This is a genomic window from Halomonas binhaiensis, from assembly GCF_008329985.2.
GTDB classification, from domain to species: Bacteria; Pseudomonadota; Gammaproteobacteria; order Pseudomonadales; family Halomonadaceae; genus Halomonas; species Halomonas binhaiensis.
The window spans coordinates 3,118,300-3,142,115 of the sequence record NZ_CP038437.2; the positions used below are offsets into that span (position 1 = coordinate 3,118,300).

Genomic DNA, 23,816 nt, shown 5'->3' on the forward strand with positions numbered 1-23,816 from the left:
CAGGGAGTCAGCTCACAGCCCCGGCTGGCTCCCTCTCTACCTTCGTTCCCTCGTCAACCCTATCACGACCCGTCAAATCAGGCTCATTCCCTGCCCTGTAGTGGTCCGGAACTCTGAATACCTCAACCGCGCGAGCCAAGCTCTTGGCCTGCTCCTCGAGACCGATGGCCGCTGAGGCACTCTGCTCGACCAGGGAAGCGTTCTGCTGGACGGTCCGATCCATCTGCGCCACGGCATCACTGATCTGCTCAACATCCATGCTCTGCTCACGCGCAGCCGACGCCAATTCACCGATGAGTTGATTGACACGGCCAACCTGATCGACAATCTCACCCATCGTCTGCCCGGCATCGGCTACCTGGGCGCTGCCGGAATCAACCTTGTTTGCAGAATCTTCGACCAATTGCTTGATCTCTCTTGCCGCCTCCGCGCTATTTCTGGCCAAGGTACGAACCTCCGCAGCCACAACGGCAAATCCCTTGCCCTGAGCACCAGCACGAGCAGCCTCGATGGCAGCATTGAGTGCGAGGATATTGGTCTGGAAGGCAATACCATCGATAACGCCGATGACCTCACCGATACGCTGGCTGACGGAGGATATCTCATTCATCCTGTGCACTACATGCTCGACAGCCAAACCACCACTGCAGGCCGCCTGCGAGGCGGTGTCAGCCAACCTGCTAGCCTGCTGCGCAACGTCGGCGCTCTGGTGCACGGTTCCAGAAATCTGCTCCATGGCGCTGGCGGTGTCCTTGAGGCTGGAGGCCTGCATCTCAATGCGGCTAGACAGGTCACGGCTACCTGCAGCGATCTGCATTGAAGCCACCGTCACAGACTCGACCCCTCCGCGCACCAAACCCACCACCTTCGCCAGGCCGAGCTGCATCTGCTGGAGCTGGGCGATCAAGCTTCCAGTGTCACCGTCCTTGACAAGGATTGCATGAGTCAAGTCACCTTGTGCAACAGCACGAGCAATCTGTACTGCAACACGCGGTTCTCCGCCGAGCTGGCGTCGAATACTGCGCGTGATCAACCAGGTCAACCCCACACCGAGCAGGAGCGCGATGAAGCCAACAGCCAGCATGGCATCGCGTGTCTGACCATTAAGCTCTTGGGTAGACCGAGCATCACTCTCCATCAGATGCTTCTGGTAGGCCCTCAGCTCACCCAATGCCGCCAGATAATCTCCCTGTCGCTGATACTGCGAACTGAACAGCAAGGCGGTTGCCTCGGACGAGCGATGCGCCAAGGCAAGGGCAATCACGTTATCGGTATAGCTCTCATAGGCAGCGCGAGTCCTGCTCACTTTATCGAACAATGCCCTATCCTGGGCATTGTTGATCCGCAACGCGAGATTATTGAGGTTCTCATTAATGACCGCCAGATTTTGGTCATAGGCATCTTTATTGGCTTCCTTGTCGTGATCGTTGTTATGCAAAATCATGTTGCGTGCGACCCGGGCATTATCTACCACCCGGTAGGAAGTATCATTGATGAGCTCGGTTGCCGGTATACGATGCGAGATCAAGGATGTCATCTCGGAATTGATACTTCCCATGCGCAGGATCCCCACTGCCACCACCAGCATCAGCATGGCAAGAAGAGTACCGAAACCCCAAGCAAGGCGCGTAGAAACGCTCAGATTGCTCAAGTTCATGCCAATATCCTATGAGTGTTGACACATGCGCTGACGAGACGACCACAGCACCCAATCAGGCGAAGATTCGTAGGGCAGTCCGATGAGACAGTTTCACATTGCGTCAAGTCCATATCCTGTCTGTCTTCCTTCGCAAGGGACGAAAATCATTATCCTTATGAGATATCGACCCCAGTGGAAACTTCTTTAATTCTGCATCCGTCATGACTCCCCCAATGCTCCTGCTGCCACGCCTCAATTGCAGAGCACTTGGGGTTCATCATTTCGGAAGCCTTGTATGACCCAACTTGTGATCTATTCCCTTATCTTTGTCGGTGTCACTCTGGCGCTGTATCGGTACAAGACATGTCAGAAGTGACGTAATGCCCAACCAAGCGCTCAGAAGCCAATTCATCCCACATAAGCACACCGACTATTTATAAATACGTACTATCTATAAATACGTACTATCTATACACAACAAGGCCGGTGAGGTTCTCCTCACCGGCCTTGTTGTGTCAGGGGAAGATCAACTCCCCCCTTGGTTCAGCTTATCAGGCGCGCGACTGCCTACGCACCGGAGCATCGCCATTATCACGACGGCGACGCGGAGCACGCTCGGGACTACCACGATCTTCACTGATTTCCAGAGCTCGGCCAGCCACTCGTGCACGTGCCATCTTGGTAAGAATACTCGCCGGCAGGCTGTTGGGAAGCTCAACCACGGAGAAAGCATTGCGAATATCGATACGACCGATACGCGACCCCTCAATTCCCCCTTCGTTGGCCAGAGCCCCTACCAGCTGACCCGGCTTGACGCCGTCCTTGTGTCCCACGGAAACGCGGTAACGGGTCATGCCTTCGCGCGGTGCGCGGTCGTCACGACGACGCGAGCTACGCTCACGATCATTACGATCGCTACGCTCATTGCGTTCACGACGCGGAGCCTGCAGACGACCGATGGGCGGCTCGTCGGCACGGGCCATGGCAGCAAATACAGTAGCCAGCTCAACAGGATCATAGCCTTCTTCAACCAGACGTTCGATCAGAGCCTTCTGTTCTTCGGCACCCTTGGTCAGGGTAGCGACCACACGCTGGTGGAAAACTTCGTCGCGATGAGCGCGAATCGCAGTCTCATCCGGCAACTCCATGACGTCCATCTTCTGACCGGTCGCCTGCTCAAGCCAGCCAACCTTACGGCCTTCACGGAAGCCGGCAAAGGTAATGGCGATGCCTGTACGGCCGGCACGGCCAGTACGCCCGATGCGGTGGGTATAGGCCTCTGCATCCTGTGGCAGGTCATAGTTGATGACATGGGTAATACGCGGTACATCAAGGCCGCGAGCCGCCACGTCGGTAGCAATCAACACATCGACCTTTCCACGCTTGAGACGCGTGATGGTACGCTCGCGCAAGCTCTGATCCAGGTCCCCGGACAGGCTGGCCACATTGACACCACGAGCGGACAGCTGCTCGGTCAACGTGGTGCAGGCAGCACGGGTGCGCACGAATACGATGGCAGCATCCACCGGTTCGACTTCGATGATACGTGCAAGCGCCTCGACCTTGGCTCCGCCATCGACACGCACCAGGCGCTGTTCGATGCTCTCATTGGTAGTGGTACGAGCTTCAATGGTGACCTTGACCGGGTCCACCAGGTACTTGTTGACGATGCGCTCGATCTCGCTGGGCAGCGTCGCGGAGAAGAACACACGCTGTGCATCTTCCGGGGTATCCGCAACGACACGCTTGACGTCATCGATAAAGCCCATGCGCAGCATTTCGTCGGCTTCATCAAGCACCAATGCATTCAAGCCATTCAGCTTGAGGCTGCCACGATCCAGGTGATCGATGACACGACCAGGCGTACCGACTACTACTTGAGCACCACGGCGCAAGGCGCTGAGCTGATCACGATATTCCTGACCACCACACAAGGTAGCCACTTCCAGACCATTCAGGTTCTGGCCATAACGGGAGAAAGACACGGCCACCTGTTGGGCCAACTCACGGGTTGGAGCCAACACCAGTACCTGGGGCTCACGGCGCTCGAGCTCGAGACGTGACAACAGTGGCAAAGCAAAGGCAGCGGTCTTGCCGGTGCCGGTCTGGGCCTGGCCCAGCATGTCGCGGCCTTCCAGCAATGCGGGAATGGTCTGTGCCTGGATGGGCGAGGGAGTCTCGTAGCCCAGGGTCTCGATAGCAGAGAGAACAGCAGGCAGCAGGGCCAGATCACCGAAGGACGGCGAGGCGACAACAGTCGAGGTCATGAATCACACCTTGGTAGGCCGGGTTGACCGGCAAAAAACATGGGTGACGCCCCTGACGCGATCACATGGTAAGCGCGAACAGCAGGATAGAAGCTCCGCTCCTGGCAGAGTCAACTTCGATGTCGGGGACGTCGGTCGCACCTGGCATTGGTTCGCCTTCCACGGAACATCAGTCTGTGGCATAGCTCGAACCATCGTGGCGACCGTCTTGCACCAATCCCACTTGAGTAGCAGGATTTTTTAGCGGTGCTCCATCTTCACAAATCGAACGCGTCACTTGTGGAACACGTTACAGCGCCTATCTGGTCTCCATCACAGCAGGACTTCCAGAGTCCCATTGAGCTGCTGTTGGAGATGATCGCGCATCATGATGGTGGGGTCAGCACATGCGAGGAGCGCGCATGTTACCATCAGCAAAAGGGTCTGGCTAGCACAGATCCATACTTTATGATGGGGAATCGTTTCGTGGAGAATCCCATGCCAACCCTTTGGGTCGATGCCGATGCCTGTCCTCGTGTTGCCCGCGACATCATCGTTCGTGCTGCCGAGCGCACCGGTACTCAAGCCTTCTTTGTCGCCAATCACCAGATTCCTCTACCACCCTCCAAATGGGTCAAGGGCCTTGCAGTCAGTCATGGTTTTGATGCTGCCGACAATGAAATTGTCCAGCGCCTGACACCGGGAGACCTGCTGGTCACCGCCGACCTTCCTCTGGCCATGGATGCCCTGGAAAAAGGTGCCATGGTGATGACCAACCGTGGAGAAGCACTGACTCGGGACAACATCCGTGCCCGAGTACAGATGCGTGACTTCATGGAAACACTGCGAGCCAGTGGCGAGCATACCAGCGGCCCCAAGGGGTACTCAGACAGCGATCGGCGTGAATTCGCCAATGCCCTGGACCGCTGGCTGGCGAAATACATGACTAGCCATAAGCCATAAGCCATAAGCCATAAGCCATAAGCCATAAGCCATAAGCCATAAGCCAGGACATCGAGACACGTATGTTGATACGGAGGCTACCCGAGGATAAATCAGCTCAACCTTTCGGCTTTTCCTTCATGCATGGCAAAAGCTGATAGCTGATGGTTCATCTCGGCGCTTCGGTCACTCTCAGCCTGATCCCTTTCCCCTCCAATCTCTCGCGGCCATGGGGACGCTCATAATCAAGCATGGGGCCGAGAGGAACAATGGCGTTGGGATTGATGGTCGCGTGACTCATATAATAGTGGCGCTGGATATGATCCATGTTCACCGTTTCAGCAATACCCGGCCACTGATAGAGCTCGCGCAGGTAGCTGGATAGATTGGGGTAGTCTTCAATGCGCCGCAGGTTGCACTTGAAGTGGCCATGATAGACCGCATCAAAACGCACCAGCGTAGTGAACAAGCGAATATCAGCTTCTGTCAGCCAGGCCCCTGTCAGATAACGCTGGCACGAAAGGCGCATTTCCATCCGATCCAGGGCATCGAACAGAGCTGTTACATGCTTCTCGTATACCGCTTGCTCAGTGGCAAACCCCGCCTTGTAGACACCATTATTGATATGGTCGTACACATCAGCGTTGACCTCGTCGATAGCACTACGTAAATCTTCCGGATAGAAATCCAGGTGATTTCCCGTCACTTCATCGAAGGCCACATTGAGCATGCGTAACAGTTCAGATGACTCATTATTGACAATGCGCCGAGTCTTTCTGTCCCACAGCACCGGCACTGTCACTCTACCCGTATACCTGGAATCCGTCAGTGTATAGAGCTGATGATGGTAGTCCACGCCATTGAGCGCATCGCCACTGGAGCCTTCAGCAACATCGTAGGTCCAGCCTTGATCAAGCATCAGAGGGCTGACATGGGAGACTCCGATCAGATTCTCCAGCCCCTTGAGCTTGCGCATGATCAGAACACGGTGAGCCCACGGACATGCCAGGGATACATAAAGATGATAGCGGTCAGGCTCTGCCGGCAGACCAGTCTGCCCATCCGGGCCAGGCTTTCCTCCCGGCGTTACCCAATCGTGCAGTTGAGCTGACTCGCGCACGAACTCACCACCACTGGCTTTGGTGTCATACCACTGATCATGCCAGATGCCATTGACCAACTTACCCATGTCTCGTGCTCCACGTTTCCCGACCTGTGCTTTCTCGGCTGAGCGATCTCATTGGGCCTTGCCTGCACGCTCGCCTGCATGCGGCTCACTAGTATACGACCCACCTGTACACGACCCACCTGTACACGACCCACCTGTACACTACAGTGCTACTCGCCATTCTGGCTCCAGGGTAAATCGAAACTATCGAACATCAAGCGCAGTTTCTCGCACCAACCATACGATTCTATCGATGATTAAGTTGAGATTGAGCCGGACAGGTGGAAACGGATTCCCGCAAGAGAGACGCCATGGCCCGGGTGGCCGGCCCAGCTCTATCCAGGTCCTGATGGATCAGCAACATCGGGGCTTCCCGCACGCCTCCTGCTTCCAATGGCAAGGGCAGTAGACGCCCATCATCCAGATGGCGACGAATACGGGTTTCCGGCAACCAGGCAAACCCCAGGTTACGCTCGATCATATCCAGAGACGTACTGATATGACTGACGGTCCAGCGCTGCTCGGCTTCCAGCCAGCCTGCATCACGCCCCTTGCCTTGAGCAGAGTCGCGTACAACGATCTGGCGATAGTGCTTCAGGTCGCGCAGATTCAGTTGGCGATCCAAGGAATGAAGCGGATGATCCGGGTGGGCAACAGCAATGAAACGCACCATCACCAGGGGCTCCCCCAAGTGCCCTGCCGCAGCGAATCCCGAGACAAGCAGATCCGCCTGTCCGGCGACCAGCATTTCAACGCCTCCATTAAGGACCGTTTCATGCAACTGCAGGCGCACATGAGGAAAACTGGCGGAGAATGCTTCCATGGCCCAGGCCAGGGCACTGGAAGGAAATATCTGGTCGACACATAACACCACTTCGGCTTCTTCACCTTCGCGTAGCTGTGCTGCCACATCCTCCAGTGCATCTACTTCATCGAGCAACTGGCGGGCACGGCGCAGCAGTAGTTGACCAGCTTCAGTCAGGCGCACCTGACGCCCTTCCGGTTCAAAGACCTTGACTCCCAGTTGCTCTTCCAACTTATGTACAGCGTGATTGAGCGTTGAAGGGCTCTTGTGGATCGCTTGTGCAGCCCGAGCAAAACCGCCATGGTCGACCACTGCGGCCAGCATTCGCCACTGGGCTAAAGTCACACGTGACATGTTTCGATTCCTTCCAACGATGCACAAGAGCTACCAGTTTATACTTGATGATAATCGAATGTTTATCATTCAGGACTTGAGCCATCACCATCCATCATTCGCATCTTGTCGTCGTGCAACCTACAGGGATGGCGCTTCTCAACCAGACATACACCAAAGGAATACTTGCAATTCGTTTTGTAGAAGTGTCCAATAACTAACACTTAGCGAACACCGTTCGCGCTTATTGATTCTTGAGCCAATGTCCTGTGCACTTACTCATGAATACGCACCTCATATATGCATGCTTGAGGTATTTCGTATCCATGTGACCGTGCAGTAGTCGATTGAGAACCACGTATAATTCGAGGGTCACGTACAACTACCGCTTGCCATAAAACGCCACTCTGCGCAGCAAAGCGCCCCTTCATGTATAGATATACAGTATAGGAATACCATGCTTCATGGGGTATGGTGTGAACGCCTATGTATATTCATATATTCATTTTTTTCACCAGTTTTATGGCACATAACCCATGATGCGAATCATCCATTCGCTGCCCCGCACGCACAAGTTACTGTTACTACCTGTCGCCACTATGGTTACCGTGCTGGGTGCTCACAAGATCGTTACGACTTACGAAGACGTTCAGCGTGACAAGCAAGCGCTCGACACTGTTCGAGTTCCGCTGGACGCCACTGCCTCTCCAGGTCTCCCCTCCCTTGAGTTGAATTCTCCTCGGGTAGCCAGCGCAATCGATCTGGCCTTGGATGCACGGCAACAGCATGTCCCGATATCCCAACTGCAGGCTCGTGAAATTGTCGATGTCGACTTCGTCGACCGTGCCGATCAGGATGCAGGATTTGAAGCCGCTATGCGCTCGTCCTCGGGACTACCCCCTCTCATGATGAAGCCCGACGCCGCTTCTTCCTCCGAGGAAGCGGCGTCGGCTCTTCTGGGGCATGCAAGCCTGAGTGAAACAGCTCGTCAGGTTGCCATGGCTGTTGGCAACATGGCGAGAAGCGAACAGCTCGCTACTGATGCAACCTCATACGAGGACATCAGTGAAGATGAGCTCAAATTGTTCGATGAAGGCCCAGTCGTTCTCAATGAAGAGATCGTGGCCAAGGCTCCTTACGTCCCGACCTGGCAGACTTACAAGGTAGCTGCTGGTGATACCTTCACCACGATTGCCGATCACACCTTGGGGCTGGGTTATCACGATGCGATGGCGCTGCTCGACCTGGTTCCGGATGAAAAGGTACTGACTCGCTGGCGTGCGGGTGACACCTTTGAATACCAACTCGATAAGGATGGCAAGCTTCTCTCTCTGCGCATCATGGAGAACGCACGCCATGGCTATCTGATCGAACAGAAAGATGGCAACTACGACATTGCCGACATCGAGCGTGCAGGCGAAGCCTCGCAACGCCTCTATGCCGGCACCGTCAGTGGTAGCTTCACGCGTTCCGCCCAGGCAGCGGGCCTGACGCGTACAGAAATCTCGGAAATGTCCAAAGTTCTCAGCAAGAAACTCGACTTCCGTCGTGACACCCGTCGCGGCGACAGTTTCCGGGCACTGGTAGAATCCGACATCATTGATGGCCAACGTCTGGATCCGCGTGTCCTAGCTGTGTCCTATGAAGGTGCGCGCATGAACCTGACTCTAGTGCGCAACCCTGAGGACAACAAGTTCTACACTCCCGATGGCGACAGCCTGGACCCGGCCTTCAACCGCTACCCGTTCAGCGGCCAGTATCGGATCAGTTCCAGTTTCAATCCCGGGCGTCGCCACCCAGTCACCGGCCGCATCAGCCCGCACAAGGGCACAGACTTCGCCATGCCGATCGGCACCTCTGTGGTCGCACCTGCTGGCGGTACAGTCGAGCTAGTCGGCAACCATCCTCTCGCAGGCCGCTATATCGTCATCCGTCATGACAACGGCTACAAAACCCGCTACCTGCATCTGTCCAAAGCTCTGGTCTCCAATGGCCAGCGTGTCAATATGGGCGATACCATTGCCCAATCTGGCAACACGGGACGCAGCACCGGACCTCATCTTCACTACGAGATTCTGGTCAATGACAGTCAGGTTGACGCCATGGCCGTATCCCTGCCGGAGAACACTCGCCTGCAAGGAACCGCCTTGGCCAGCTTCCAGAAGGAAGTATCACCTGCCCTGGCTGCCCTAGAGACAGGCAAGCCCGGTGCCGTCGTAGCCCTGGCCAACCACGAACAGGACGACGACAGCGATACGGATACTGACAGCTAAAACGAAAAGTTATCTGCCAGAACCACTGATGCCCCACTATTGTGGGGCATCGTCGTTTCAGGTGCTGCGTTGGAGTATCTCGAATACTTGGGATAAGACTCATCCCCTCGCCGGCTCTGCATAGAAATTGAATATATCTTCACACCACCAGCCGCTGCAAACGAATAGACAGGCAATCACTCCCTCGATGCCTCAACGACCTGCCAAATAACTCACGATCTCTGCCCTGCTTGGGAAGGCACCTGATGATGGCTGTGATTACAGTTGAACATTCATCGGTGGCATTGTGTACAAGCGAAGTGGCATCCTTGGACAACGGTCCTAAAAAGATTCCCTTTAGAAGGAACATTACCGTGAGTCTGTGCGCCGCCCAACGTCACCATATTGATACTTTGCTGTGCTTGGGAAAAACACTGCAGGGAGCAACCATAAACCAGCGCGATATCATCATGCGCTCATGGCAACGCTGCCTGCATGAGTACCAGTTGGACCCCAGCAAGCCCCGCCCGGTACGCGTCGTGCCTCAACACATCCTGCGGACTCACCAAGAGTCGGTAGATGAGTTACTGCATGTTGGCCGTGCAGGAGTTGACCGCCTCTATGCCCAGATCGCCAGTTTTGGCTATGTCCTGCTGCTTACCGACCATGCAGGTATTACGGTGAAGTTTCGCGGAGACAAGGAAGACCAGCATGCCTTGCGACGTGCCGGATTATATCTGGGAGCTGACTGGAACGAACGCTATGCCGGTACCTGTGCAGTGGGAACCTGTCTGCACGAAGCCATTCCCCTCACCTGTCATCAGAGAGAACACTTTGATGCTTCCCATATCAGTCTGACAGGTAGCTCAGCTCCCATAATGGATCCTCAGGGGAATATCATCGCCGTGCTCAACATATCTTCCCTGAATTCACCGCGCACCTTGCAGAGTCAAGCTTTCGCTCTACCATTGGTTATCCATTGTGCACGCATGATCGAGGACGCCTATTTTCTTCATCACTACAGGAACCAGCTGATTCTGCGTTACGACAGCAGCAGGGAATTCGTTCATCTCAATGGCCGCGGTCTGATTGCCATTGATGAGGGAGGTAATATCATTGCCGCCAATAGCTTCGGCAGAGAATTGATCAAGGCCCATCAAAGATACCGGCCCTCTTTGACATCGCAGACATTTCCCAGAGCCACCCAACTGTTCGATGCAAAAGTGGTCGACCTGCTGAGCATTCCCAGCAATAGCGACGATGACATATGCGCATTCCGCGTGCGTTCTGACAACAGCATTGTCTTCATCAATCTGATCGAACCTAGAAGGAATCACCTGCGTCCACGGCCAACCCCGGCAGAACCCGCCAGACCGGCACCGCCCTTGGAACGCTTGGCTGGAGACGATCCAGCCATGAACCGAATCAAGAAACTGGCCCACAGGTTACGCAACGAATCCGTCAATATCCTGATCAGCGGAGACACCGGTAGCGGTAAAACCGCCCTGGCCCAAGCCTTTCACAGTATCAGCGAGCGTGCCCACCACCCATTCGTAACGATGAATTGCGCCTCCATCCCCGAATCACTGATAGAAAGAAAGCTATTTGGTTACCATCCTGGAAGTATCCCGAATGGACAGGCGGAAGGTGAACAGGGGCTGATCCAGCAAGCTGATGGTGGCACACTATTTCTTAATGACGTCAGCGATATCCCTTTGCACTTGCAGTCCAGGCTACTACGTGTGATCAATGCTGGAGAGCTTCTTCCCCCGGGTACGGGAACCAAAATGGATATTCGAATTATCGCCACGACTCATCGCAGTATTCAGCAGTTGGTCGACAATGGGCTCTTTCGTAAAGACTTTTATTATCGACTGAATGGCGCAGAGTTCCGACTTCCCCCATTGCGCGCCCGCGCTGACAAACACTATGTTATCCGCCGAGTATTTGAAGAGCTGATGGAACAGCAGCCTCATCGCCAGGTACTGCATTTACGCGCCGATGCCATGAGCGCCCTGTTGGCTTATTCCTGGCCCGGCAACATCCGCCAGCTAAAAAATGCCTTGAGCTTTGCCATTGCCAGTGCAGACAGCAAAGAAATCACTGTGCAAGACTTGCCCCATGAGTGTCTGTCTCCCGTCCATGCTAAGAATGACGCCCCCTGTCTGATAACCGAACAAACCACACATGCATCATTACCTGACGAACAGGCTGAACAGCTTCATGCCCTATTGCGTCAGAGTCAGTGGAATATCAGCCAGGCAGCCAAACAGTTAGGGGTATCACGCCCTACCATTTATCGGCGTATGCAGCGTTATGGTCTGGTAGCACCGAATAGACAGGGCTGAAGCATATTTCACGTGAGCCTGTCGTTACCGGCACAAGAGTTACCAACACAATTTCAGGCACAAAAAAAAGGTCGCCGAAGCGACCCAAAGCCATCCCTAGAATGAACTCAGTAGTTTTGCGTAGTGGCCAATGAAGAACTCCCTCCCCTCATTGGCCAATCCGCAGTTTGCTCCTCGAGCGATAATCAGCCGATGATCAGCTGGTGATTCTCCAGCAATGTCGCCAGATCCGTTTGTACGCCAGAGAGAGTCACGACAGTGGTCATTTCATGGGCAGAACCTGCACCATCACGGTCGATGGCGATCTCGGTGTCACTGCCCTTCACGGTAACGCTCAGATAGTCACTAAGATCCCCCTTCTCGCTACCATCCTCCGAACGACGATCTGCAAGCAGCTCGCTCAGGTCGATACGGTCAGCATCGGCAGTATTGTTACCATCACCTACCGTGAACCCGCTGATGGTATCCGCACCATTACCGCCAGTGGCATCAGTTGCATCCAGCAAATGGTATACCACTGAGTCGTTGCCACCATTGCCAATGGAGAAGATCTCATCAGCATCAGAACTCTCCAGAGCATCATCCGCTACCGAGCCAGCGACAACCTGATCATTGGTATTCACGGCTGACTGATCAACGACCACAGCATCATCCTGTACATCCGCAGTCAGCAACACTGGTGCGTGACCCGTAGCAAACACAACATCAAGTGTGCTCTCGGCTACGTTACCCACATCGTTGGTGGCAGTGACTTTGATCTCGTACGTACCATCTTCCAACGTAGCCATATCGGCCCTGCGGGTAACGATACCCCAGGAACCATCAGGTTGCGTTTTGATGTTGTACGTAAAGCCGGCGATCTCCAGATAGACAAAGGCACCATCAAGACCAGTGGAAGTACCGAAGACCTCAAGGTTCGTACCATACTCGTCCGGAGTGACGATATCGTCACCATTGCGCGTCACTCCTCCTGTGAACGCCAATGTCGGGAGAACGGTATCCACACTGAAGTTATGCTCGGCAGTTCCGGTGTTACCGGTTGCTTCCGTCGCACTGGCAGAGACGGTGTAGTCGCCATCAGCCAGGGCAGACACATCCGCAGCCGGTACATTCAACGTCCAGCGACCATCTGCCGTTGCCGTAGTGGTGTAGGTCTTGCCGTTGAGCTCGACATACATTGTCTCGCCACCATCAAGTCCAAGGACTGAACCGCCAATTGTCAGATCCTGAGCATGTTCAGAGGCATTGACGATGTCATCTTCCGCGATCGTATCGAAGTAGATGATCGGCGTAGAGATATCGAGGCTCACCGTGCGTACGGCAGAACCGCTGTTGCCCTGGGCATTGGTCACCGTGACATTGACATCGATGTCGGTGTCCTTGAAGTGGCTCCAGGTGACTGGATCAATATCCACGCTCCATGTCGTGCCATCTTCGTTTACGACACTGGTGTAGGTGTCTCCACCCACTTTCATGGTGACCTCATCACCAGCTGCAGCGTTGACTACCGTACCGGTCACCGTCAGCGTGGAAACCGCTTCCGTGGAGTCGACAATGTCATCCCCAGTAATCACATCAATAGTGACAGGCAAGGCGCTGGTAATGACGTCGACCTCATAAGTGCCCTTCGCCGTATTCCCCTTGTCATCCGTTGCCGTGGCAGTAATCACCGCGATGCCGTCTTCAAGCTGGGTGATGACATCAGCGCCAATTCCAAGGAACCAGGTTCCATCAGACTTGATCACGGTGTTATAGGCCTTGCTGCCATTGATCTCGACATAGACCAGTCGGCCAGCCAAGCCTGTGGAAGTACCACCGACACCGATGGCATCAGCGTGCTCCACAGCGCTGATGATGTCGTCGCCTGCCACAGGACCAGTGATGGTCAGAGTGGGCAGACTGCCATCGCTGGCTGCAACAGTGACATCACGATCTCCGCGGCCTTCGTTACCGGCTGCATCGCTGACCTTCGCCGAAACAGTGTAGTCACCATCGGCCAAGGCAGACACATCGGCTGCCGGAACATCCAGTGTCCATGCACCATCCGCTGCCACAGTAGTGGTGTAGGTCTTGCCGTTCAGCTCGATCGTGACTTCCTCGCCACCGGCCAGACCTTCCGTCTTACCGCTAATGGGCAGGATCTCACCATGCTCCGCAGCGTTGATGACACCGTCATCAGACACAGGATCGATGGTCACGACCGGAGCCGTGGTATCCACCTTCACGTTACGATCAGCACCACCGGTGTTACCGGCAGCATCTGTTGCCTCAACGCTGACAGGAAGCTCACCATCGGCAATGCCTTCCCAGACATCGGCAGGTACATCTACCGCCCAGTTGCCGTTTTCATCCGTGGTCGTGGTGAACTCGTCGTCACCCACCTTCACCACAACATCTGAATCAGCAGGCGCTGTACCATCAATGGTCACACCAGCCGCCGCTTCTTCAGCGTTGACCACGTTATCGTCTGCGATCGGGTTGATCACCACCGGCACGTCAGCATTTGCCACAACGCTGAAGTCACGCTCTGCAGTGCCTTCGTTACCTGCAGCATCGCTGACCACTACGTTTACGGGGTAGTCGCCATCGGCCAGGGCCGAGACATCGGCTGCCGGCACCGTCACTGTCCAGCTGCCATCTTCCGCGACATTAGCAGTGTAAGGCTTGTCGTTTACTGTGACCGTGATTTCTTCACCAGCGGCACCTTCTGCCTTACCGCTGATTGGCAGGTCTTGACCGTGCTCTGCAGCGTTGATGGCATCATCACCAGAGATAGCATCGATAGTCACGACCGGAGCCGTGGTATCCACCGCCACGTTACGGTCAGCACCACCGGTGTTACCGGCAGCATCTGTTGCCTCAACGCTGACAGGCAGCTCACCATCGGCAATGCCTTCCCAGACATCGGCAGGTACATCTACCGCCCAGTTGCCATTTTCATCCGTGGTCGTGGTGAACTCGTCGTCACCCACCTTCACCACAACATCTGAATCAGCAGGCGCTGTACCATCAATGGTCACACCAGCCGCCGCTTCTTCAGCGTTGACCACGTTATCGTCTGCGATCGGGTTGATTACCACCGGCACGTCAGCATTTGCCACAACGCTGAAGTCACGCTCTGCAGTGCCTTCGTTACCTGCAGCATCGCTGACCGCTGCCGAGGCAGTGTAGTCACCATCAGCCAGGGCAGACACATCGGCTACCGGCACATCCAATGTCCAGCTGCCATCTGCTGCTGCAGTGGTGGTGTAGGTCTTGCCGTTCAACTCGACCGTGACTTCCTCGCCACCGGCCAGGCCTGTAGCCGAACCACTGATGGTCAGAGGCTCACCATGCTCGCTGGCGTTGATGGCATCATCACCTGACACAGGATCGATGGTCACGACCGGAGCCATGGTATCCACCTTCACGTTACGATCAGCACCACCAGTGTTGCCGGCAGCATCTGTTGCCTCAACGCTGATAGGCAGCTCACCATCGGCAATGCCTTCCCAGACATCGGCAGGTACATCTACCGCCCAGTTGCCATTTTCATCCGTGGTCGTGGTGAACTCGTCATCACCCACCTTCACCACAACATCTGAATCAGCAGGTGCTGTACCATCAATCGTCACACCAGCCGCCGCTTCTTCTGCGTTGACCACGTTATCGTCTGCGATCGGGTTAATCACCACCGGCAACTGATCAATGGCCACCGTCACCTGGTGAGAATCCTGACAGGGATTACCGAACTCATTGAAGGAAGAGGCAGAAATAGTCAGCTGACCTTCTGGCAGCTTGCTCATATCAGTTGCAGGAATTTCCAGCGTCCAGTTACCGCCATCAACCACCTTGGCAACATAAGACTTGCCGTTCAGATCAACCACAACGTCTGTACCAGCTTCCAGCCCAGTAGAAGTACCGGTGATGGTCAGCGCTTGCTCATGCTCGCTGACATTGATCACGTCATCACCAGCCACTGGAGAGGTAATCGACAGCACAGGAATGTTGTCACCTGCTGCAGCGACATTTACGTCTTGTGTCGCTTCGCCGGTGTTGCCTGCTGCATCTACCACATTGGCGGTTACGGGATAGTCGCCATCGGCCATGGCAGCAACATCAGCAGCAGGTACATTCACAGACCAGCTACCGTCTGCATCTGCTGTCGTGTTGTAGGTCTTACCATTCAACTCAATCGTGACTTCTTCACCGCCCACCAGACCTGTGGCCGTACCGCTGATCGGCATATCTTCGCCATGTTCCGCGGCGTTGATGACGCCATCACCCGAGATAGGATCGATGGTAACAACAGGAGCCGTGGTATCCAGCGTCACATTGTCGTCAACACTACCGGTATTACCCGCAGCATCTGTTGCCTCGACATTGACAGGCAGTTCTCCATCGGCAATGCCTTCCCAGATTTCGGCAGGCACATCCACTGCCCAGTTGCCGTTTTCATCAGTGGTCGTGGTGAACTCGTCGTCACCGATCGTTACCACGATCTCGGAGCCAGGCTCAGAAGTACCATCGACGGTCACGCCTTTAGCAGCTTCATCTGCATTGATGGTGCCATCTTCGGCAATCGGGTTAAGAGTGACAGGCACATCCGCAGTATCGACTGCAAAGTTGTGCTCATCGCTCACAGTGTTGCCGACAACATCTGTCACCTCAGCAGTAACGGTGTAGTCACCATCAGCCAACTCGGCCAGATCAGCCTGCGGTACTTCCAGCGTCCAGGTGCCGTCTGCTGCTACTTCGGTGGTGTAGGTCTTGTCATTCAGCTCGACAGTGACCGTATCCCCTTCAGACAGACCTTCCGTGGTACCGCTGATCGGCAATGCCTGATCAATTTCCTGAGCATTAATGACGTTATCTTCAGTAATGGAATCAACCGTTACAGTCGGGAGCTGATAACCAGCATCCACGGTGAAGTCACGCTCAGCACTAGACGGGTTGCCCGCTTCATCAGAAACAGACGCTGTAGCGGTATAGACGCCATCGGCCAGCTTCACTACTGACTCAGGCGGCATGATCACTACCCAGGTGCCGTCTTCAGCAACTACAGAAGCATAGTTGTCGCCATTCACCTCAACGTTGATGATCTCACCGCCGGACAGACCAGTAGTGGTACCACCGATTTCCAGTGATTTCTCATGCTCGATTGCATCAACGATGTCGTCACCAGCAATAATGCCGATAGCCACCACTGGCGCAGTAGTATCCAACTCGACATCACGCTCGACTTCACCGGTGTTGCCCTCTTCGTCGGTCACGATGACCTTGATCGGCAACTCACCGTCGTCGACGGTGTCCCACGCGTCCGGCGGTACCACGACATCCCAGTTACCGTCATCATCAGCGGTTGTCGGGTATTCCTTGCCGTCGATGATCACGACCACTTCGGAACCGGGCTCAGCGGTACCGTCGATGACCACGTCTTCTGCGGCCTCGTCGGCGCTGATCACGTCGTCTTCGGCGACCGGGTTGATCACCACTGGCGCCATTTCAGTCGCGACCGTGATCTGATGGTACGTGGATGCTTCATTGCCAACAGGGTTGACAGCGCTGGCAGTGATCACTACTTCGCCATCTTCCAGGGCGGACACATCTGCTACCGGCACTTCCAGCGTCCAGCTACCATCTGCCGACACCGTGGTAGTGTAGGTTTGGCCATTAAACTCTACGGCCACTTCCGTGCCAGACACCAGGTTGGTCGAGCTACCATTGATGGCCAGGGCCTGCTCGTGCTCGGTCGCGTTGACCACGTCATCACCGGCCACCGGGGTCTCGATGGTCAGGGTCGGGACGTTGTCGCCAGCCGCAGCCACCGTGAAGGTGCGCTCAGCCTCGACTGGGTTGCCCGCTTCGTCAGTGACGGAAGCTTCGACCAGGTACTCGCCATCCGGCAGTTGTGCCACGTAGGCTGGCGGCATGATCACCACCCAGGTGCCATCTTCGGCCACCACGGACTGGTAGGTCTTGCCATTCACATCAACGTTGATCACCTCGCCACCGGACAGACCGGTGGTGGTGCCACCGATTTCCAGCGCCTGCAGGTGCTCGATGGCGTTGACCACGTCATCTTCGGCAATCGCATCGATGACCAGTGTCGGCGGCAGGGTGTCGATTTCGACTTCACGCTCGACTTCGCCCTGGTTGCCGTCCTTGTCGGTCACGTCAACGATGATCGGCAGGTCGCCCTGGTCCACGTTGTCCCATGCTTCCGGCGGAATCACGACACTCCAGTTACCGTCGTCATCGGCCGTCGTCGGGTACTTCTCGCCGTCGATGTCCACGACCACATCCGCGCCCGGTACAGTCGTACCGTCGATGACCACATCTTCCGCCGCTTCGTCGGCATTGATCTTGTCATCTTCCGCGATCGGGTTGACCACCACCGGCACCATGTCGGTGGCCACAGTGAACTGGTGGCTGATTTCCGCGGTGTTGCCCACTTCGTTGACGGCTGTCGCGTCGACGATCACTTCACCATCGACCAGGACACTGACGTCAGCGGCCGGCACGTCGAGTGTCCAGCTGCCATCCGCAGCCACGGTGGTGGTGTAGTCCTTGCCTTCCAGGGTGACCTGTACTTCGGTGCCGGCGGTCAGGCCGGTCGAGCTACCGTTGATGGCCAGGGCCTGCTCGTGCTCGGTCGCGTTGACCACGTCATCGCCCGCCACCGGCGTCTCGATGGTCAGGGTCGGGACGTTGTCGCCCGCAGCGGCCACCGTGAAGGTGCGCTCGGCTTCAACCGGGTTGCCCGCTTCGTCAGTGACGGAAGCCTCGACCAGGTAGTCGCCATCGGGCAGTTGTGCCACGTAGGCTGGCGGCATGATCACCACCCAGGTGCCATCTTCGGCCACCACGGACTGGTAGGTCTTGCCATTCACATCAACGTTGATCACCTCGCCACCGGACAGACCGGTGGTGGTGCCACCGATTTCCAGCGCCTGCAGGTGCTCGATGGCGTTGACCACGTCATCCTCGGCAATCGCATTGATGACCAGCGTCGGTGCCTGAGTGTCGATCTCGACATCACGCTCGACTTCACCTTCATTGCCAGTTTCGTCGGTCACGATGACCTTGATCGGCAACTCACCGTCGTCGATATTGTCCCACGCGTCCGGCGGTACCACGACATCCCAGTTACCGTCGTCATCAGCGGTTGTCGGGTATTCCTTGCCGTCGATGATCACGACCACGTCAGCACCTGGCACCGTGGTACCGTCGATGACGATATCTTCCGCCGCTTCATCAGCGCTGATCACGTCGTCTTCGGCGATCGGGTTGACCACCACCGGCACCATTTCGGTCGCTACGGTGAACTGGTGGCTGGTTTCTGCGGTGTTGCCAATTTCATTAACAGCATTGGCGTCGATGATCACTTCGCCATCCACCAGCGCGCTGACGTCGGCCACCGGCACGTCCAGCGTCCAGCTGCCATCCGCCTCAACGGTGGTGGTGTAGTTCTTGCCGTCTACGCTGACCTGCACCTCGGTGCCTGCCGTCAGGCCGGTCGAGCTACCGTTGATGGCCAGGGCCTGCTCGTGCTCGGTCGCGTTGACCACGTCATCACCGGCCACCGGGGTCTCGATGGTCAGGGTCGGGACGTTGTCGCCAGCCGCAGCCACCGTGAAGGTACGCTCAGCCTCGACTGGGTTGCCCGCTTCGTCAGTGACGGAAGCTTCGACCAGGTACTCGCCATCCGGCAGTTGTGCCACGTAGGCTGGCGGCATGATCACCACCCAGGTGCCATCTTCGGCCACCACGGACTGGTAGGTCTTGCCATTCACATCAACGTTGATCACCTCGCCACCGGACAGACCGGTGGTGGTGCCACCGATTTCCAGCGCCTGCAGGTGCTCGATGGCGTTGACCACGTCATCTTCGGCAATCGCATTGATGACCAGCGTCGGCGCCTGAGTGTCGATCTCGACATCACGCTCGACTTCACCTTCATTGCCAGTTTCGTCGGTCACGATGACCTTGATCGGCAACTCACCGTCGTCGATATTGTCCCACGCGTCCGGCGGTACCACGACGTCCCAGTTACCGTCGTCATCAGCGGTTGTCGGGTATTCCTTGCCGTCGATGATCACGACCACGTCAGCACCTGGCACCGTGGTACCGTCGATGACGATATCTTCCGCCGCTTCATCAGCGCTGATCACGTCGTCTTCGGCGATCGGGTTGACCACCACCGGCACCATTTCGGTCGCTACGGTGAACTGGTGGCTGGTTTCTGCGGTGTTGCCAATTTCATTAACAGCATTGGCGTCGATGATCACTTCGCCATCCACCAGCGCGCTGACGTCGGCCACCGGCACGTCCAGCGTCCAGCTGCCATCCGCCTCAACGGTGGTGGTGTAGTTCTTGCCGTCTACGCTGACCTGCACCTCGGTGCCTGCCGTCAGGCCGGTCGAGCTACCGTTGATGGCCAGGGCCTGCTCGTGCTCGGTCGCGTTGACCACGTCATCACCGGCCACCGGGGTCTCGATGGTCAGGGTCGGGACGTTGTCGCCAGCCGCAGCCACCGTGAAGGTGCGCTCAGCCTCGACTGGGTTGCCCGCTTCGTCAGTGACGGAAGCTTCGACCAGGTACTCGCCATCCGGCAGTTGTGCCACGTAGGCTGGCGGCATGATCACCACCCAGGTGCCATCTTCGGCCACCACGGACTGGTAGGTCTTGCCATTCACATCAACGTTGATCACCTCGCCACCGGACAGACCGGTGGTGGTGCCACCGATTTCCAGCGCCTGCAGGTGCTCGATGGCGTTGACCACGTCATCCTCGGCAATCGCATTGATGACCAGCGTCGGTGCCTGAGTGTCGATCTCGACATCACGCTCGACTTCACCTTCATTGCCAGTTTCGTCGGTCACGATGACCTTGATCGGCAACTCACCGTCGTCGATATTGTCCCACGCGTCCGGCGGTACCACGACATCCCAGTTACCGTCGTCATCAGCGGTTGTCGGGTATTCCTTGCCGTCGATGATCACGACCACGTCAGCACCTGGCACCGTGGTACCGTCGATGACGATATCTTCCGCCGCTTCATCAGCGCTGATCACGTCGTCTTCGGCGATCGGGTTGACCACCACCGGCACCATTTCGGTCGCTACGGTGAACTGGTGGCTGGTTTCTGCGGTGTTGCCAATTTCATTAACAGCATTGGCGTCGATGATCACTTCGCCATCCACCAGCGCGCTGACGTCGGCCACCGGCACGTCCAGCGTCCAACTGCCATCCGCCTCAACGGTGGTGGTGTAGTTCTTGCCGTCTACGCTGACCTGCACCTCGGTGCCTGCCGTCAGGCCGGTCGAGCTACCGTTGATGGCCAGGGCCTGCTCGTGCTCGGTCGCGTTGACCACGTCATCACCGGCCACCGGGGTCTCGATGGTCAGGGTCGGGACGTTGTCGCCAGCCGCAGCCACCGTGAAGGTGCGCTCAGCCTCGACTGGGTTGCCCGCTTCGTCAGTGACGGAAGCTTCGACCAGGTACTCGCCATCCGGCAGTTGTGCCACGTAGGCTGGCGGCATGATCACCACCCAGGTGCCATCTTCGGCCACCACGGACTGGTAGGTCTTGCCATTCACATCAACGTTGATCACCTCGCCACCGGACAGACCGGTGGTGGTGCCACCGATTTCCAGCGCCTGCAGGTGCTCGATGGCGTTGACCACGTCATCCTCGGCAATCGCATTGATGACCAGCGTCGGTGCCTGAGTGTCGATCTCGACATCACGCTCGACTTCACCTTCATTGCCAGTTTCGTCGGTCACGATGACCTTGATCGGCAACTCACCGTCGTCGATATTGTCCCACGCGTCCGGCGGTACCACGACATCCCAGTTACCGTCGTCATCAGCGGTTGTCGGGTATTCCTTGCCGTCGATGATCACGACCACGTCAGCACCTGGCACCGTGGTACCGTCGATGACGATATCTTCCGCCGCTTCATCAGCGCTGATCACGTCGTCTTCGGCGATCGGGTTGACCACCACCGGCACCATTTCGGTCGCTACGGTGAACTGGTGGCTGGTTTCTGCGGTGTTGCCAATTTCATTAACAGCATTGGCGTCGATGATCACTTCGCCATCCACCAGCGCGCTGACGTCGGCCACCGGCACGTCCAGCGTCCAACTGCCATCCGCCTCAACGGTGGTGGTGTAGTTCTTGCCGTCTACGCTGACCTGCACCTCGGTGCCTTCGGTCAGACCGGTCGAGCTACCGTTGATGGCCAGGGCCTGCTCGTGCTCGGTCGCGTTGACCACGTCATCACCGGCCACCGGGGTCTCGATGGTCAGGGCCGGGACGTTGTCGCCTGCCGCAGCCACCGTGAAGGTACGCTCATCACTACCGGAATAACCATCGTAATACGTAGCAGACGCAGTTACGACATAGTCACCATCCGCCAATTGCGCCACATAGGCAGGCGGAATAGTGACCGCCCAGGTGCCGTCTTCTGCAACGACAGTGGTGTAAGTCTTGCCATTGACTTCCACCAAGACTTCGTCACCAGGAGTCACTCCATGGGTGGTACCAGTGATCTCCAGCGGCTTCAGGTGCTCAGTTGCATTGACTACGTCATCGCCGGCAATCGTGTTGATGGTGATTCCGTCATTGTCATCACCGCCACCGTTGTCATCACCGCCACCGTTGTCATCACCGCCGCCGTTGTCATCGCCACCGCCGCCGTTGTCATCGCCACCGCCGCCGTCAGTATCATCTAGATCGGGAGCAGTGACTGTACCAGGCTCAGATTCGTTGCCTGAATCATCGGTCAGCGTTACGTCAAGATCTTCACCATCAATCTGTGGCTCGATCAGCTCGACTTCGAAGTCGCCGTTCTCATCAACGGTGCCTTCACCAATCACTTTACCCTCGGGATCAGTGACGGTCACTGAGCTGCCTGGCTCGCCTTTTCCGGTGATAGTCGTGCCATCATCACTCACCACAAGGCTTGTAGGCGGATTAGGAGGGGTTACATCTTTGTCGTCTTTGCCGTCGTCTTCTTTTCTCAGAGAGCTGTGATGTCCACCTCCCCCATTGGAAGCCAACGCAGCTGCCAACAAGGCTGCGGCAAAGCCGGCGCCTATCAATGGCACCAGGGCAATGCCATCTGAGTCGGAATACAGCAGAGGCTCAATCGTCGTCAGTTGCTCGACAGTTGCCGCTAGAGCAACTGCCTCGCCGTCAGCAGGAACCGCAGCATCATCAAAGATGACATGAACTGCGCCCTGCTGATCTTCCTGACCAAAAACCAGCTCGCTGTGATTGCCTTTAGAATCTTCTTCAAAGAAATCGGAACAACGAATGACACGCCCATCTTTCATATAAATGAGCAGGTCATTTCCTATACGCTCATAGCGCGTAACATCATTGGCAGAGCCCTTAACCAGCACGACACTCGGATCATTTATATCCAGTGCCAGATTATCGTTTTGCGAACGAATTGCCTGGCGCTCATGACTAGCTCGATCAATTACTACAATCATTGTTTCCATGGGATGTCTCATTACCTTAAGTTAAATATCAACTAAACTCTTAAGATTTATTATTTTTTAATTAAATGTCTCTTAGCTTGTCACTCAAAACTTTTGACCACTAATCTTTAACCACTATGATGACAATAATTGCCACCACAATGCCATGAAGAGACGATGACGCTCTCTTCATGGCAAACTAGAGTTCTGCTCCATACCCGGATCAATTCACCAAGATTTCTACGTTCAATTATGCCCATCAGCTCCATGCCTTTTACCATTTCCATGCCTTCCATTCCTTTTGCATTTCTTTGGCGAAATTACAATTCGGACTTACTCGCAAGAATGCTCGCACATGACAAGGGCAATAAAATTAAGAAATTTCCTACTAACGCCATCCCCACGTCCCATAAGCAGGGTAAAAAATCAATAAAAATAGAAGTATCGAATTAGCAAAAAAAGTTCAAAAACCATCTGTTTTAGAATGAAAATAAATAAAAAACATGACCTTTATCATGATTCAATATTTCATCGAGATTAGAAAAAAACGCATTAAAATCATTGGGATAAGAAATCATATCGTGTTTAAATATTCCCGTATTGTGATCCCTG

8 protein-coding genes are annotated in these 23,816 nt (G+C 55.8%); 3 read left to right on the top strand and 5 right to left on the bottom strand.

What is annotated here, in order from left to right:
• Positions 1-7: 7 nt before the first annotated feature.
• Together E4T21_RS13740 and E4T21_RS13745 are read right to left on the bottom strand one after the other, a co-directional pair.
• Positions 8-1,657 (bottom strand): methyl-accepting chemotaxis protein, encoded by a 1,650-nt coding sequence (locus E4T21_RS13740; RefSeq protein ID WP_149285608.1) that lies wholly within the window; start codon positions 1,655-1,657, stop codon positions 8-10.
• Positions 1,658-2,190: 533 nt separating this feature from the next.
• Positions 2,191-3,906 (bottom strand): DEAD/DEAH box helicase, encoded by a 1,716-nt coding sequence (locus E4T21_RS13745; RefSeq protein WP_149285609.1) that lies wholly within the window; start codon positions 3,904-3,906, stop codon positions 2,191-2,193.
• A 477-nt stretch (positions 3,907-4,383) separates the two neighbouring features.
• Here E4T21_RS13745 and E4T21_RS13750 point away from each other — a divergent pair, with 477 nt between their 5' ends.
• Positions 4,384-4,848, top strand: a complete 465-nt coding sequence (locus E4T21_RS13750) for a YaiI/YqxD family protein (RefSeq protein ID WP_149285610.1) — start codon at positions 4,384-4,386, stop codon at positions 4,846-4,848.
• A 148-nt stretch (positions 4,849-4,996) separates the two neighbouring features.
• On the opposite strand, the gene E4T21_RS13755 is transcribed toward E4T21_RS13750, so the two are convergent.
• Together E4T21_RS13755 and E4T21_RS13760 are read right to left on the bottom strand one after the other, a co-directional pair.
• Positions 4,997-6,016 (bottom strand): glutathione S-transferase family protein, encoded by a 1,020-nt coding sequence (locus tag E4T21_RS13755; protein ID WP_149285611.1) that lies wholly within the window; start codon positions 6,014-6,016, stop codon positions 4,997-4,999.
• 226 nt (positions 6,017-6,242) lie between these two features.
• Complete coding sequence (locus E4T21_RS13760) at positions 6,243-7,154, bottom strand: LysR family transcriptional regulator (protein ID WP_149285612.1); 912 nt, start codon at positions 7,152-7,154, stop codon at positions 6,243-6,245.
• A 515-nt stretch (positions 7,155-7,669) separates the two neighbouring features.
• On the opposite strand from E4T21_RS13760, the gene E4T21_RS13765 reads away from it, so the two are divergent.
• On the top strand, positions 7,670-9,406 hold the full coding sequence (locus E4T21_RS13765; RefSeq protein WP_149285613.1) for a peptidoglycan DD-metalloendopeptidase family protein: 1,737 nt from the start codon (positions 7,670-7,672) through the stop codon (positions 9,404-9,406).
• 353 nt (positions 9,407-9,759) lie between these two features.
• Positions 9,760-11,733, top strand: coding sequence for a sigma-54-dependent Fis family transcriptional regulator (locus E4T21_RS13770; protein ID WP_240349146.1), 1,974 nt, complete (start codon positions 9,760-9,762; stop codon positions 11,731-11,733).
• A gap of 185 nt (positions 11,734-11,918) precedes the next feature.
• Here E4T21_RS13770 and E4T21_RS13775 read toward each other — a convergent pair whose 3' ends face one another.
• Positions 11,919-23,225: an Ig-like domain-containing protein gene (locus tag E4T21_RS13775; protein WP_187774998.1), complete on the bottom strand. Its 11,307-nt coding sequence runs from the start codon at positions 23,223-23,225 to the stop codon at positions 11,919-11,921.
• Between the last annotated feature and the right edge of the window lie 591 nt (positions 23,226-23,816).